The 13,950-nt window shown below is 61.6% G+C and carries 10 protein-coding genes; 2 read left to right on the forward strand and 8 right to left on the reverse strand.

What is annotated here, in order from left to right; translation table 11 throughout:
• Nucleotides 1–47: 47 nt before the first annotated feature.
• Complete coding sequence (locus DW029_RS02485) at nucleotides 48–572, reverse strand: dCMP deaminase family protein (protein ID WP_117798505.1); 525 nt, start codon at nucleotides 570–572, stop codon at nucleotides 48–50.
• An 84-nt stretch (nucleotides 573–656) separates the two neighbouring features.
• On the reverse strand, nucleotides 657–1,511 hold the full coding sequence (locus tag DW029_RS02490) for a type III pantothenate kinase (RefSeq protein WP_233543775.1): 855 nt from the start codon (nucleotides 1,509–1,511) through the stop codon (nucleotides 657–659).
• Between the two features lie 303 nt (nucleotides 1,512–1,814).
• Between DW029_RS02490 and DW029_RS02495 the strand changes: the two genes are divergently transcribed.
• Nucleotides 1,815–3,518: an OPT/YSL family transporter gene (locus DW029_RS02495; RefSeq protein ID WP_118345175.1), complete on the forward strand. Its 1,704-nt coding sequence runs from the start codon at nucleotides 1,815–1,817 to the stop codon at nucleotides 3,516–3,518.
• 214 nt (nucleotides 3,519–3,732) lie between these two features.
• Nucleotides 3,733–4,872: a DUF389 domain-containing protein gene (locus DW029_RS02500; RefSeq protein WP_118345176.1), complete on the forward strand. Its 1,140-nt coding sequence runs from the start codon at nucleotides 3,733–3,735 to the stop codon at nucleotides 4,870–4,872.
• A 123-nt stretch (nucleotides 4,873–4,995) separates the two neighbouring features.
• Here the strand turns inward: DW029_RS02500 and DW029_RS02505 are convergent, their stop codons facing one another.
• The 6 genes from DW029_RS02505 to DW029_RS11795 all read right to left on the reverse strand — a co-directional run bounded on the left by DW029_RS02505 (nucleotide 4,996) and on the right by DW029_RS11795 (nucleotide 13,879).
• Nucleotides 4,996–5,445 carry a hypothetical protein gene (locus DW029_RS02505; RefSeq protein ID WP_118345177.1) on the reverse strand — a complete coding sequence of 150 codons (450 nt, stop codon included), beginning with the start codon at nucleotides 5,443–5,445 and terminating at the stop codon, nucleotides 4,996–4,998.
• A gap of 262 nt (nucleotides 5,446–5,707) precedes the next feature.
• Nucleotides 5,708–6,505: an aminoglycoside N(3)-acetyltransferase gene (locus tag DW029_RS02510; RefSeq protein WP_118345178.1), complete on the reverse strand. Its 798-nt coding sequence runs from the start codon at nucleotides 6,503–6,505 to the stop codon at nucleotides 5,708–5,710.
• A 124-nt stretch (nucleotides 6,506–6,629) separates the two neighbouring features.
• Nucleotides 6,630–7,589, reverse strand: a complete 960-nt coding sequence (locus tag DW029_RS02515) for a 3-hydroxyacyl-CoA dehydrogenase (RefSeq protein WP_118345179.1) — start codon at nucleotides 7,587–7,589, stop codon at nucleotides 6,630–6,632.
• Between the two features lie 415 nt (nucleotides 7,590–8,004).
• Complete coding sequence (locus DW029_RS02520; RefSeq protein ID WP_118345180.1) at nucleotides 8,005–12,792, reverse strand: 2-hydroxyacyl-CoA dehydratase; 4,788 nt, start codon at nucleotides 12,790–12,792, stop codon at nucleotides 8,005–8,007.
• A 12-nt stretch (nucleotides 12,793–12,804) separates the two neighbouring features.
• Nucleotides 12,805–13,515 carry a TetR/AcrR family transcriptional regulator gene (locus tag DW029_RS02525; protein WP_118345181.1) on the reverse strand — a complete coding sequence of 237 codons (711 nt, stop codon included), beginning with the start codon at nucleotides 13,513–13,515 and terminating at the stop codon, nucleotides 12,805–12,807.
• Nucleotides 13,516–13,753: 238 nt separating this feature from the next.
• Complete coding sequence (locus DW029_RS11795; protein ID WP_255413356.1) at nucleotides 13,754–13,879, reverse strand: hypothetical protein; 126 nt, start codon at nucleotides 13,877–13,879, stop codon at nucleotides 13,754–13,756.
• Nucleotides 13,880–13,950 lie beyond the last annotated feature (71 nt).

The raw sequence follows: 13,950 nt of genomic DNA on the forward strand, positions 1-13,950 counted from the left end.
CGGGGCCATTTTAGCTGCTTTTTGTTGCCAGCTGGCGTTGCCACGCGCTACTGCCGAGCCTGCCCCTCGGTGCCGATGTGAACATCGACGATAACCTGGCGGTAGCTGATGCCGCAGGAGTCGAGGATGCGGCGGCTGATGCGTCCGTCATCGGTGTCGGCGTACTTGTTGTCCAGGTAGACAACCTCGCCCACGCCCACCTGCGCCAAAATCTTGGCGCAGTCGTGGCACGGGAACAGCGTGACGTAGACCGTGGAACCCTCAAGATCTTTGAGCGAGCCACGGTAGTTGAGCACGGCGTTGGCCTCGGCATGGACCACGTAGTTGTGCTTGTCCTGCAGCGGGTCGTCGCTCGTACCCCACGGGAAAAAGTCATCGTTGAGCGCCGAGGGCGTGCCGTTGTAGCCCACCGAAAGGATGCGGTGGTTGGTGTTGGCGATGCACGCACCCACCTGCGTGTTGGGGTCCTTGCTGCGGCGCTGCGCGGCGATGGCCACGCTCATAAAGAACTCGTCCCAGCTAATGACGTCCAGGCGCTTGCCTGACGAAGTTTGATGAAGATCGTCCGACATGGCAGACACCTCCGTAATCGCAATAGTTTGACCCATTGTAGCAGGTGAAAGGTGGGGGCGTTTGTCCCACCGGCGCCCTCACCTTTACACGCGGCGGGGCTTTTGGTTGATGCGGTACAGCTCGGCCAGTCCTCGCAACGTCAGCGCATCGTCGACTGTCAGACTGTGACCGACCAGCGACGCAAGTGCCTCGGCATCGTCGCCGGTAATGACGATGGGTACATTGCCCTCCCCCGCGGCCTTGGTCGCGCGCATCTCGGCGAGCACCATGTCGAGCATGCCGTCGATGCGGGCCACCTCGCCCAGAACCACGCCCGAACGCATGGCCTCGCGCGTGTTGCGACCGATCACATGCGTCGGCGCCGAGGGCTCAACCTGCGGCAGGCGCGCCGCAGCTGCCGAGAGCGAACGGGCGCCGAGCGCCAGCCCCGGCGCGATAACGCCGCCGACAAAGGTGCCGTGCGCGTCGATGACCTCGATATTGGTCGTGGTGCCCAGGTCGATCACGATGCACGGAGAGCCGTAGACGGCACGGGCCGCCACGGCGTCGGCGATGCGGTCGGGACCGATCTCGGCCGGGTCATCGTAGTGCACAGGCATGCCGGTCTTGAGGCCCGGTCCCACAGTGAGCACGCGCCCCGTACAGGTGCGAGAAAGCGCCGTCTTCCACGGGCGCTCGAGCGCCGGCACCACGCAGCTCAGCACGGCAGCCGTGGGCACAAGTGTGCCCGGCATGCCCGCATCGGCCGCCAGCGCGGCCATGACTTGAGCGAGACGCATACGCGCTTCATCGGCCGTAATACGGGTCGGCGTCGTGATCTCGCACGTCGCAAGCGGGCATTCCTGCGCCGCAGCCGAATCCTCGGCAAACAGACCAAAGCGAATGAACGTGTTGCCCACGTCGACCGTCAATATGTATGCGCACCCATTAAGCATCATCGGCGCTCCTTTCGTCTGCCCAGCAGTATATCGCCTACCCGAACCAGCCATCCCAGGTAGTCATTTTGGGACGGGGCCATTTTAGCTACCCCAATATGTCGGTTGATATTTGCCCCAATCCCAGATAATTCGTCGACTGTCAAAGGGTAGCTAAAATAGCCCCGTCCCAAAATGACTACCTTGCGGCTATACTGATGCGCGGTCGCGCGCGGGCTCACGCGGCGGCCCTTGGTAACCCGACTTCCCGCGCCGTATCCGTAGCGGCGCTCCCGGGGGAAGCGGATATACGCAAAGGAGTTCTATATGAGCAATCCCTCGAACCGCACCTCGATGCGCGGGCAACTCACGCTGCGCGGCGTCGTCATCGGCGTCCTTGGCTGCGTGATCATCACGGCAAGCTCGGCCTATACCGCCCTCAAGATGGGCGCGCTCCCCTGGCCGATCATCTTCGCTGCCGTCATCTCGCTGTTCTTCCTCAAACTCATGGGCAACGCCAGCCTCAACGAGGCCAACGTCACCCACACCATCATGTCCGCGGGCGCCATGGTCGCCGGCGGCCTGGCGTTTACCATCCCGGGCGCTTGGATGCTGGGCTATGCCGACCAGATCAGCTGGCTCGACATGTTTATCGTGGCGCTCGCCGGCACCATCTTGGGCCTTCTGGCAACGGCGCTCATCCATCGCCACTTTATCGTGGACGCCGCGCTGGAGTTTCCCACCGGTAACGCCGCAGCTCAGACACTGCGCGCCACCGAGGCCGGCGGCAAGACCGGCAAGCAGCTCTTTGGCTCCATGGCCATCGCAGGCATCTACAGCGTGCTTCGCGACGCTCTGGGCGTGGTGCCCAGTATGCTGTGCACGCTCAATATCCCCGGCGTGACCTTTGCCATCTATAACTCGCCCATGCTGCTCTCCATCGGCTTTTTGGTGGGCTTCGCCCCCGTCGCGTTCTGGTTTGCCGGTGCGCTGCTAGGTAACTTTGGCATCATCGTGGGCGGCACCGCTGCCGGTCTATTCGACGTTGTGACTGCGCAGGGCATCGTCAAGTCGCTCGGCATGGGCCTCATGATGGGCTTTGGCGTCGCCGTCGTCCTTAAGGACATCCTGCCGCAGGTCACCGGCATCGTCCGCGGTCTTGCCGCCGACAGCTCCACCGACACCGACGAGCAATCGCTCATCTCGGGCTCCCTTAAGCTCGACGCCGGCATCATCGGCCTGGGCGCTGCCGCCATCGCCGTGATCATCGCCATCGTGCTTGACCTTGGTCCCGTTCCGGCCGTCATCGTGACGCTGTTCACCTTTGTCACCACCATCATGAGCGCACAGAGCTGCGGCCAGACGGGCATCGACCCCATGGAGATCTTTGGCCTCATCGTCATGCTCATCGTGGCAGCCTTCGCGCAGCTCGCACAGGTCAAGCTGTTTTTTATCGCCGGCATCGTAGCCGTGGCGTGCGGCCTTGCGGGCGACGTCATGAACGACTTTAAGGCTGGCGCCGTGCTGGGCACCAACCCGCGCGCACAGTGGGTCGGCCAGGCCATCGGCGGCATCGTGGGTGCCCTGGTCGCTGCCGCCGTCATGGTCGCGCTCGTCACCGCTTATGGTCCGGACGCCTTCGGCCCCGACAAGAGCTTTGTGGCCGCGCAGGCAAGCGTGGTCGCCACCATGGTCTCGGGCATCCCAAGCGTGCCGTGGTTTGCGGGCGGCTTTATCGCCGGCATCATCATGTACTGGCTCGGCATTCCGGCCATGATGATCGGTCTGGGCGTGTACCTGCCGTTCTACATGTCGCTCACGGCCTTCTTGGGCTCCTGCGTCAAGCTTGCCTACGACAAGTGGACCGCACACCGCGATGCCACTGCCGGTCTTTCGGACGAGGAGAAGGCCGCCAAGGACGCCGCCTTCCAGGAGCAGGGCTTGGTCGTTGCCAGCGGCCTGCTCGGCGGCGAGTCCATCGTCGGCGTTATCCTGGCGTTTGTCTCCGTGGGCTTAAGCCTGCTGGGCTAAGCCCAACAACAACGCGCCAACACAAAGCGCGGGGTCGGAGCCAATCCGATCCCGCGCTTTTTGTATCTGCCAAAACCCTCGGCCGTATCCGCAGATGATGCGTCCTCATTTGTCTGCTCGCCTAAACTCCATGGCAGGATAACCGACCTGCCCGCCACGGTGTAGAGTAAGGACGAGGGGCAAGGTGTACGGCCCGTGCCAGAACGAGGTGGACATGGAACTCGATAAACAACAGATCAAGCGACTACGCGAACGCCATCACCGGCGCCACGGCATCCGCCCCGCCCATAGCGAGGCCATGGAGAACGCCGCCCGCTTCCTAAAGCGCGCATTCAACATTCGCGAGGGCCGCGCACCCTACCACGTGATCCGCAAGCGTTTTGTAAACGGGGCGCGCCTGACCGGCTCGCACTTGTGCATCCTCATCATCGCCATGCTCATCGCAAGCATCGGCCTCGATATCGACTCGGGCATCGCCATCGTGGGCGCCATGCTCATCTGCCCGCTCATGGGATCGGTCCTTGCCATGGCATACGGTGTTGCCACGCTCGACCGCGAGATTACTGTCGAGGCCATTGCCGGCCTCGCACTGCAGATGGCCTTATGCCTGATCACATCCACGCTGTACTTTAAGCTCTCGCCGCTCGGCACCACCACGGCCGCCATCATCGACAATTCGACACCGACTGTGTGGGACCTTGCCGTCGCGCTCGCGGGCGGCTTTGCGGGTGGCCTGGGCAACTCGCGCGACCAGGAACCCGCCACGCTCATCGCCGGCGTGGCCGTAGCGACCGCGCTGATGCCGCCCCTGTGCGCGGCGGGCTACGGCATCGCCATCGCAAGCGGATCGCTGTTTCTCTCGGCGCTTTACGAGTTTGGCATCAACGTGGTCTTTATCGCACTGGCTGCCGAAACCGTGCTACTTCTATTGCGCGTGCCGCTCAAGCGCGACCTGAACGGCGACGGCGTCGTGACCGCCGAGGAAAACGCCGAGGTCGACGAGCTGTCACACAAAGTGCGCCGCCGCATCGTTGTGGGCACGATGATCTTTGCCATCCCCTGCATCGTCATGACGGCGGGTTCCATTGGCTCGGCGCAGGCCGGCGTGCAAGACGGCTACGGCGTCACCGAGACCACACGCGAGCTTGCCGCGGTGCTGCCAAGCTTTAAGGATTACACCGTCGCCGTCGAGACCTCGGCGACCGAAGGCGACAAGGAGGGCCTTGTCGAGCGTGAGATTGTCGCCCACGTGACGACAAGCGAGGCGCTCGGGGCACACGACCGCCACGTCGCCCGCAAACTCATCGACCTCAACGTGCCCGAACTCGACCGCGTAGAGTTTGACGTGAAGTAATCCGAGCGCAGGATGAATGCGCACGGGTGCAAGTCACGATGAGGCGCAGACGCGACAAGAACACGCGCAAAAAGCGGGGCGCAGTTCACACCCGCGCCCCGCTCGCTGTTTTATTGCCGTGAATCAACTGTCCATATCGACATCGCCAGACTCCACCATAAACGCCGGTTTGGTGCTCACCAGATAAAAACGGGTCACCTTGGTATCTCTAAATAGGTAGAGCCAACCCTGATTGCGTCGGCGCGATATATACGCCACGTGGACCGTACCGATTTTTTCGCCGTATTCCCTCGTTAATACCAAAATATTGGGGTCGTCCGTACACTTAAACTGCCCGTCAACGCAGCTGCCGTCTTTGTCGACCAGTTGCCAACGATGGTTATCCTCTTCATGAAAGGCCAGAGTTTCCAGACTTGTTTTGTCATCCCGATAGTAACCATCAATGGCAAAGCCTTCGGAAACGCATTCCTGCATATAGGATGTTTCTCGATTTATAGCAAACTGCCCTGCAGCGCCCAGGAGCACAGCCAGGCAGACCACTGCAAGGGTTATCGAAATAGCACGGCGGCTCATGTTAACCAGCCCGATACTTGTTTAACGGAGTGCAAAACATACTTGGTACCTCCGATATCAAAGCAAACGTCATCCGCGGCCCGCCGGAAACTATGTGTTTCTAACATCAAACCATATGGCAACCACTCGCGAGAGGAGTATCGGCGAACGGTGCATTTTTTGCGTTCTATTGGGCAAACGTCAACGCGCGCCACAGCTCTTGCTCGACCTATTCAGATCTTGTCGCATACTACCGTAAACCCCCAATGCTTCCGCCCCCGAACTATTCAAGGCAGCCGCGATGTCGCTCAATCCAGTCCACGGCAAAATCGACAAGCTCGCGCTGGCGCATAAAACGGATCGTCCCGTTACCAAGGGCCGCCGTGTGAACCGGGCATTCACGCTCAAAAGCAGCGCCGATCTCGTCGAAGTCCTCGCCGTCGACAAAAAGTGTGCGGTACTCCTTCCACACGCGCTGGCCGTTTTCCATGATCGCGCTGTGTTCCACGCAGTCGTGCTTGCCGGGGTACTGCGCACGGGCGTCTGCCAAATGCAGTGACGTATTCTTGTCATAGCCAACGCCCACCAGCAGAACATAGCCGTCCAAATCGTACAGACGCGCGATGGGCGATCCATCGCCAAAGATGTTGCTCAGGTCGTGGGTCTCCGTCAGGAATTGCGCATGCTGGCCGTTTGCCGCCACTGAACGCGCTGGGTGATCGCTGCGAAACGTGCCCGGCCACGTCCGGAACATCTCAGCCACGGCACCCATCGTGTTGGTGGGCGTAATGCGCTTGTCATAGACAGGCCAGTTATCGCGAATCAGCTGCCACCATTCTTGCGGCTCTTGCCAATGGACACCACTCTCGGGGTCCAAGTTTTTCCATGATTGCGTCGGCATCATGATGGTACCGGCCTCGCCCACCATCTGGAGCAGCGCCTCGATCACCGGCTGCGCGCCGCCGCACACATATCCAAGCGCGCTGAGCGAGCAATGGACCATAACCGTCTGCCCTGCGCACATACCGACGGCGGAAAGCGCGTCGAGGATATCCTGCTTAAGCACGATTTGCCGATTCATTACCGTTTCCCCTCTATCCCCACACATCAGTTTCTTTTGCGTCATGCGCCGAAATAGCACACGGGCCATGCGGCGCATGACGCTGCAAATGATACGTTTCCCAATGTTGCCGAGGGATCATTTTTTAGTACTTGAAGAAGCCCTCGCCCGAGCTTTCGCCCAGCTTGCCTTCGTCGAGCATCTTCTTGAGGACGGACGCCATAGCCTTAAAGTTGTAGGGCATCATCATCTTCTTGAGCAGCGGGCTCACCAGGCTCGGGACCTTCTGATACTGCATAACGATGTTGTACGCCGTCTGGATGCCCACGGTGTCGAATACGCGGAACGGGCCCTTGGGAGCGCCGGTGCCGCGCGTCCATGCGAGGTCGATGCTCTTGGGATCGCTCACGCCCGAGACATACAGGTCGAGGCCCGAAAGCAGCCATGGCACCAGCATGGAATTGAGCAGATAGCCGTTCTTTTCCTTGTTGACGGGCAGGGCAAGCATGCGAATATCGTTGGCAAAGTCGACGAGTTCATCGAAATAGCGCTTGTCGGTTTGGCTTTGGGCCATGACCTCGGTCATGTTGTTCTTCCAGATAGAGTTGGCAAAGTGTAGCGATAGGTACTTCTCGGGGCGGCCGGTGTACTTGGCAAAGGTGCTCGGCAGCAGCGTGGAGGAGTTGGTGACGATGACGGTCTTTTGCGGGAGAACCGGGGCGAGCTTCTTGTAGAAGTCGATCTTTGCCTGGGTGTCCTCGGCCATAGACTCGATGACCAGGTCGGCGTCGGCCACTGCCTTGGCAAGATCGAGCTCCAGCTTGAGTGTGGAGTAGGCGCGCTCAACGGCGGCGAGTGCCACCTCCCTGTCGAAGGTCTGGTCGCTATCGGCGATACCGGCGCACCACTCACCCGTGCCGTCCGCCATGCCCTCGATAGCAGCGATGTACTCCTCGCGCACATGATCGATCTTGGGCTGGGTGCGGCCGATGCTGCCCTCGCTGCGCAGCCAAATCGTTACATCAAAGCCGCAGTAGGCAGCCTGAAAGGCAATCTGGCTTCCCAGCACGCCGCCGCCGGCAACGCAAACGGTCTTGTAGCTCATGAAACGGTCCTCTCTTACGTAATTCCATAGATGTGTTTTTATTCAACCGTATGGAGGCTACGAGCCGGGGGCTGGTTCTACAAACGGACGCTTTTACGCGGTGAACGGCTACACCTGTTCATTAACTCAGGGCTCCGAGGGCGATTTTTTGTGCCACCGAGACGTCGTTTTCGGAAGTGCGGTGAAAAAATGAGTTTCGTCGACCAGACCGACTATTCTAGCAACAAAACCGCAGGTAACGAGAGCCCAAAAGAGGAGTGTGCTCGGGAGGTTCGCGTTTTTCCCCGCACTTCCGAAATCCGAGTCCGCTGAAGGCGTTAACAAGCCCATTTACGCAACATATGTCCAGCAAAAACGGGTGGTGGCCGGTACGGCTACCACCCGTTTGTCTCATATCTAGCCCATAGCAGGCCAGTTACTTCTTAATGCCACGCCCCAGACGCTCGGCGACCGACGCCACGGCCTCCTCGCTGGCCGGTCCGCAGCTCACGCAGCCATCGTGGGCACGCATCTGGCCGGTGACCTCGTCCATCGCGAGCGGCGCCACCTTCTCGAGCTTAAAGCCCTTGCCGGCGCGCATGTTTTCCTTGGCCACGCTGATCATGAGCTTAATGCGGTTGAGCTGGTTGACCTCGGACGCGCCGGGGTCGTAGTCCACCGCGACGATGTTGCTCTCGGGATGCTGGCGGCGCAGCTCCTTAATCACAGACTTGCCCACCACGTGATTGGGCAGGCACGCGAAGGGCTGCGTGCAGATGATATTGGGTGCGCCGTGATCGATCAGGTCGAGCATCTCGGCCGTGAGCAGCCAGCCCTCGCCCATGTTGTTGCACACCGAAAGAACCGTACGGGCCTTGTCCGCCATGGTGCCGATGCGCTCGGGCGCCTCAAAGCGGCGGGACTTTTCGAGCATCTCCTCCACCGGCGTGCGCATCCAGTCCACGAGCTTAATAAGCGCCTGCATACCAGCGCGCGTGGTAGCAGAGCTACCCAGCTCGTCCTTCTGCAGCTCGGCGTTGCTCATGGAGTACAGGAAGAAGTCGAGCAGGCCCGGCACCACGGCCTCGCAACCCTCGCGCTCGATGACATCGACCACGTGGTTGTTGGCCGTGGGGTGGAACTTGACCAGGATCTCGCCGACCACGCCTACGCGCGGCTTGGTGCCCTCGCCCACAAGCGGCATGGTGTCGAACGCGCGGATGGCCTCGCGAGCAAGCTTGGTGTAGTTATGCCTGTTGAACTTGGGCGCGAGCTTGCGGGCGCGCGCCATGTACTCCTCGTAGAGCGCGTTGGCGGCACCGGGCGTGGCCTCGTACGGGCGGCAGCGGTAGAGCATCTGCATCATCACGTCGCCAAAGAGCACCGCGTACACAGCCTGCTTAAGCAGCGCCGGCGTAATCTTGAAGCCGGGGTTGTCCTCGCCGAGCGCCACGGCCGAAAGCGAGATCACGGGGATCTCGGGATGACCACTCTCGCGCAGGGCCTTGCGGATGAGCGCGATGTAGTTGGTGGCACGGCAGCCGCCGCCGGTCTGGCTGATGACTACGGCGGTCTTGGACAGGTCGTATCGGCCGCTCTCGATGGCCTCCATAATCTGACCGGTCACCAAAATGGACGGGTAGCAGATGTCGTTGTTCACGTAGCGCAGGCCGGCCTCGACGGCGTCGTGATCGGTCGAGGGCAGCAGCTCCAGGTTGTAGCCGGCACCACGGAACACCTCTTTGACCAGGTCAAAGTGGATTGGCGCCATCTGCGGGCACAGAATGGTGTAGCCCTCGTCGCGCATCTGCTCGGTAAAGGGCACCTTGGGCCATGCAGTCGAGGCGCTCTCACGCTGCGCTTCGAACGTGTACTTACGGCTCGCGAACGCAGGGGCATCCGTGGAGGGCGCCACCGGCGCGGCATCGCCCTGCTCGTAGGCCTCACCCGCAGCGGTTGCCTCGGCCAGACGCTCGGCCTCCTGGTCCTTGAGCGCCGCCATGAGCGAGCGGATGCGGATGCGCGCGGCGCCCAGGTTGGACACCTCGTCGATCTTGAGCACGGTGTAAATCTTGCCGCTGGCCTCCAGAATCTCCTGCACCTGATCGGTGGTCAGGGCATCGAGGCCGCAGCCAAAGGAATTGAGCTGGATCAGGTCCAGATCGTTGCGCATCGTCACAAAACGGGCCACGGCGTAGAGGCGCGAGTGGTACATCCACTGGTCGACAACGCGGATTGGGCGCTCGGGCTTCACCAGATGCGCGAGCGAATCCTCGGTAAAGACCGCAAAGCCAAAGCTCGAGATAAGCTCGGGCAGGGCGTGGTTGATCTCGGGGTCGTTGTGGTAGGGACGGCCGGCGAGCACAATGCCGTGGCCGCCGTGGTCCTCGACCCACTTAAGAGCCTCCTCGCCCATGGTCTGGATATCCTCGTGGAAACGGGCGTCGGCCTCATAGGCGGCATTGACGGCGGCATCGATCTCGGAGCGGGTGATCTTGGGTCCGCGCACGCGACCGCGACCGGCCTCGGCGTCGGCCACGCGGTCGACGGCGAGCACCTGGTACAAGCGGCGCTTGAGCTCGGTCTTATCGTGATAGGGCACAAACGGGTACAGGAACTCGATGTTCTGCTCGCGGATCTCGTCAATGTTGAGCGCCAGCGCCGTGGGGTAACTCATGACGATGGGGCAGTTGTAGCAGTTGCCAGCCGTCTGATCTTCCTTGCGCTCCCAGCGCACGCACGGCATCCAGATAAAGTCGACATCGCGGTCGATAAGGTTCATCACATGGCCGTGGCTCATCTTGGCCGGATAGCACACGCTCTCGGACGGCATGGACTCGATGCCCGCCTGGTAGGTCTTCTTGCTCGACTGGTCGGACAGCTGCACGCTAAAGCCCAGGCGCGTAAAGAACGCGTGCCAGAAGGGGTAGTTCTCGTACATGTTGAGCGCGCGCGGGATACCGACGGTGCCGCGCGGGGCCTCGTCGGGACTCAGGACCTCGCGGCCAAAGAGCAGCTCGTTTTTCTTTTTGAAGAGGTTGGGAGCCTCGGTCTTCTGCTTTTTGTGGCCGGCGCCCTTTTCGCAGCGGTTGCCGGTGATAAAGCGCCTACCGCCGCCAAAGTCGTTGACGGTAAGCTGGCAGTTGTTGGAGCAGCGGCCGCAGCGGACGTGCTTTTGCGTCACAGTGAGGTGCGCGATGTCCTCGGCCGAAAGGATGGTCGAGGTGCCGTCGGCGCCGGCGCGATCGCGGGCGAGCAGGGCCGCACCATAGGCGCCCATGCAGCCGGCAATGTCGGGACGCACGGCGTGAACACCGGTGAGCTGCTCGAACGCACGCAGCGTGGCATCGGACATGAAGGTGCCGCCCTGGACGATCACCTGACTGCCGATCTCCTTGGGGTCGCGCAGCTTGATGACCTTGAACAGGGCGTTCTTGATGACGGAGTAGGACAGGCCGGCGGCGATGTCGCCCACCGTGGCGCCCTCCTTTTGCGCCTGCTTCACGCGAGAGTTCATGAAGACGGTGCAACGGCTGCCCAGGTCAACCGGGTTTTTGGCCAACATGGCCTCGGCGGCAAAGGCACGCACGTCCATGTCCATGGACACGGCGAAGCTCTCGATGAAGCTGCCGCAACCCGAGGAACACGCCTCGTTGAGCATGATGTGCTCGATAACGCCGTCCTTGACGCGCAGGCACTTCATGTCCTGACCGCCGATGTCCAGAATGAACTCGACGCCGGGCAGGAACGCCTTGGCGCCGCGCAGGTGAGCGACGGTCTCGATCTCGCCGGAGTCGGCCTTGAGGGCCTCGATGAGCAGCGCCTCGCCGTAGCCCGTGGTAGTCACGTGGCCGATGGTGCAGCCGGCGGGGATGTGGTTGTAGAAATCGGCCATGATGACCTTGGCCGTACCCAGGATGTCACCGTTGTTGTTGCCGTACCAGGTGTGCAACAGCTGGCCGTCCTCGCCCACGAGCGCGGCCTTCATGGTGGTTGAGCCGGCGTCGATGCCGATGAACACGCGGCCGATGTAGCCGTCGAGCTTGCCCTTGGGGACGACCTCAGTGTCGTGGCGACCCTTGAACTCGGCAAAATCATCCTCGCTGGCAAAGAGCGGATCCAGGCGCTCGACCTCGGCACCCTGCGTGTCGCCGAGGCTATCGATGGCCTCGATGAGCTGCAGGAACGTGCTGAGCTTGCTGGACTCGTGCGCCATGGCGGCGCCGCTCGCCACAAACAGGTGGGCGTTTTGGGGCACGATACGGTGCTCCTCGTCCAGGTTGAGCGTGAGGTAGAAGCGGTGGCGCAGCTCGGAGAGGTACTGCAGCGGGCCGCCCAGGAAGGCGACGTTGCCGCGGATGGGACGGCCGCACGCCAGACCCGAGATGGTCTGAGTCACGACGGCCTGGAAGATGGAAGCGGCGACGTCCTCGGGACGGGCGCCTTCGTTGAGCAGCGGCTGCACGTCGGTCTTGGCAAAGACGCCGCAGCGGCTGGCGATGGGATAGATGGTGGTGGCGTTGGCCGCGAGCTCGTTGAGGCCGCTCGCGTCGGTGTGCAGCAGGGTTGCCATCTGGTCGATGAAGGCGCCCGTACCGCCGGCGCAGGTGCCGTTCATGCGCTGCTCGATGCCGTTATCGAAGTAGATGATCTTGGCGTCCTCGCCGCCAAGCTCGATGGCGACGTCGGTAGCGGGGATGAGGGTCTCGACGGCACGCTTGCTGGCGATGACCTCTTGGACAAACTCCAGGTCGAGCCATTGGGAGAGCAGCAGACCACCCGAACCGGTAATGGCGCAGGTCATCTGGGCCGTCGGCAGCACGGTCGCAGCGCCCTCGAACAGGTCGCGGGCGCAGGCGCGGACGTCGGTGTGATGGCGCTGGTACTTGGCGTACACGATCTGGTTGTCGTCGTTGAGCACGGCGAGCTTGACGGTGGTAGAGCCTACATCGATGCCCAGGTGCAGGTTGCCGCGGGCGGCCTCGGGGTTGAAGATCGCGCCTTCGGGGGCCTGGGCGGCGGTGGCAGCTGCGGGCTCGGCGGCGATGGCGGGCTCACTAGCGATGGACGTCTCCCCTGCCGTGTTCTTGGCATCGGCAACTGCCTCGGCGACCTTCTCGGCAGCGGCGGTCGCGGCCTTCTGCGCAGCGTCCACCACGGCGGGAGCGGCCTCGCGTGCGGCAGCGACCACACGGTCTTTAATGCCCTCGACGAGTTTGCTCATCTGTTTCTCCTCTTAGTTGTTGGACTCGACGGTTGCGGCGGTGTCGGCCGCGTCCTCGAGCTGCAGATTCAATAGCTTCATGCCGTATTCCGGCACGTTGATATCGATGGGTTGGCCATACAGGTCGCCGGGGCGCACAAAGGCGATAACCGTCATGATGCGCGCCATGGTCTCGGGCGATTCGGAAAGGTCACGCTCAAACCAGCGCTGAATCATGCCGACCTCGGCACTCACGACGTAGGTGACGTAGTAGTCAAAGAACGTGCCCAGCGCTAGGCCCAAAATGCCCGTCTGCGCACGCGGCGCCACGGCCTCACGTGCGGTGTCGATAATCCTTTTAATGAAGGCCTGGTCGCCGCCCGGACCCAGCAGCGCACCGATTAAGTCGCGGTTGGCCGCAAGATAACGCAGCAGCTCAACCGAACCGGGAGCCGGCTCGAGCTCATCGATGTTGTGATAGAGATCGGGCAGCTGAGCTGCAGTGATGAGCTCAATGCGCTCACGAATCTCGGCCAGCAAGCCGTCCTCGATTTGATTGATAAAGTCGGGAATATCGCGGTAGTGCGAATAGAACGTGCGACGCGTAAGGCCAGCGCGCTCGGTGAGCGACGCAACATTAATGCGCGAAAGGTCGCCGCTTTCGGCAAGCTCGCTAGCAAGTGCCTGGCGAAGGGCACGCTGCGAGCGAAGGGACCGGCGATCACATTTCTCGAGCTGGGACAAGCGTCCTCCTTGTTACTCATCCTGTGCGCTATTGCACAGTGCGAGTATTATTGCACACCGTGTGCATCAACACGTAAAGGCAATATTTGGAATGTGGCAGAGGGACTGTCCCTTTATCACATCCCGGGGCGGCATTACCGTTTGTCCAAAATGGCATTCGTGAGTAGAATAGTGTCGACGGCAGCCCAAGTTGTAGCTAGCTGGGCAGCGCCGTTGTTTGCATTAGGGGGTCAACGCCTTAGCGGCGGCGACCCCTTCCGTTGCGCTTCGAACGCTGCTTGAGTGCCTCGGAAAGGCCGACAAGCGCCGTGAAGAACGAGACCAAAGCGGTCAGAAGTCTCACGAAATCAATCAAATCGGTCATGGGCATCACCTCCCATCAGATGGAGGGCGCTGCCCGGCACATGGAACTGCCGCCAACAGCAACAATTCTAT

Source organism: Collinsella sp. AF38-3AC (assembly GCF_003474365.1).
GTDB lineage: Bacteria > Actinomycetota > Coriobacteriia > Coriobacteriales > Coriobacteriaceae > Collinsella.

Bases quoted from the DNA above. Each gene is read 5' to 3' on its own strand.
- DW029_RS02485 (WP_117798505.1), bottom strand. From the start codon at position 572: ATGTCGGACGATCTTCATCAAACTTCGTCAGGCAAGCGCCTGGACGTC.
- DW029_RS02490 (WP_233543775.1), bottom strand. From the start codon at position 1,511: ATGATGCTTAATGGGTGCGCATACATATTGACGGTCGACGTGGGCAAC.
- DW029_RS02495 (WP_118345175.1), top strand. From the start codon at position 1,815: ATGAGCAATCCCTCGAACCGCACCTCGATGCGCGGGCAACTCACGCTG.
- DW029_RS02500 (WP_118345176.1), top strand. From the start codon at position 3,733: ATGGAACTCGATAAACAACAGATCAAGCGACTACGCGAACGCCATCAC.
- DW029_RS02505 (WP_118345177.1), bottom strand. From the start codon at position 5,445: ATGAGCCGCCGTGCTATTTCGATAACCCTTGCAGTGGTCTGCCTGGCT.
- DW029_RS02510 (WP_118345178.1), bottom strand. From the start codon at position 6,505: ATGAATCGGCAAATCGTGCTTAAGCAGGATATCCTCGACGCGCTTTCC.
- DW029_RS02515 (WP_118345179.1), bottom strand. From the start codon at position 7,589: ATGAGCTACAAGACCGTTTGCGTTGCCGGCGGCGGCGTGCTGGGAAGC.
- DW029_RS02520 (WP_118345180.1), bottom strand. From the start codon at position 12,792: ATGAGCAAACTCGTCGAGGGCATTAAAGACCGTGTGGTCGCTGCCGCA.
- DW029_RS11795 (WP_255413356.1), bottom strand. From the start codon at position 13,879: ATGACCGATTTGATTGATTTCGTGAGACTTCTGACCGCTTTGGTCTCG.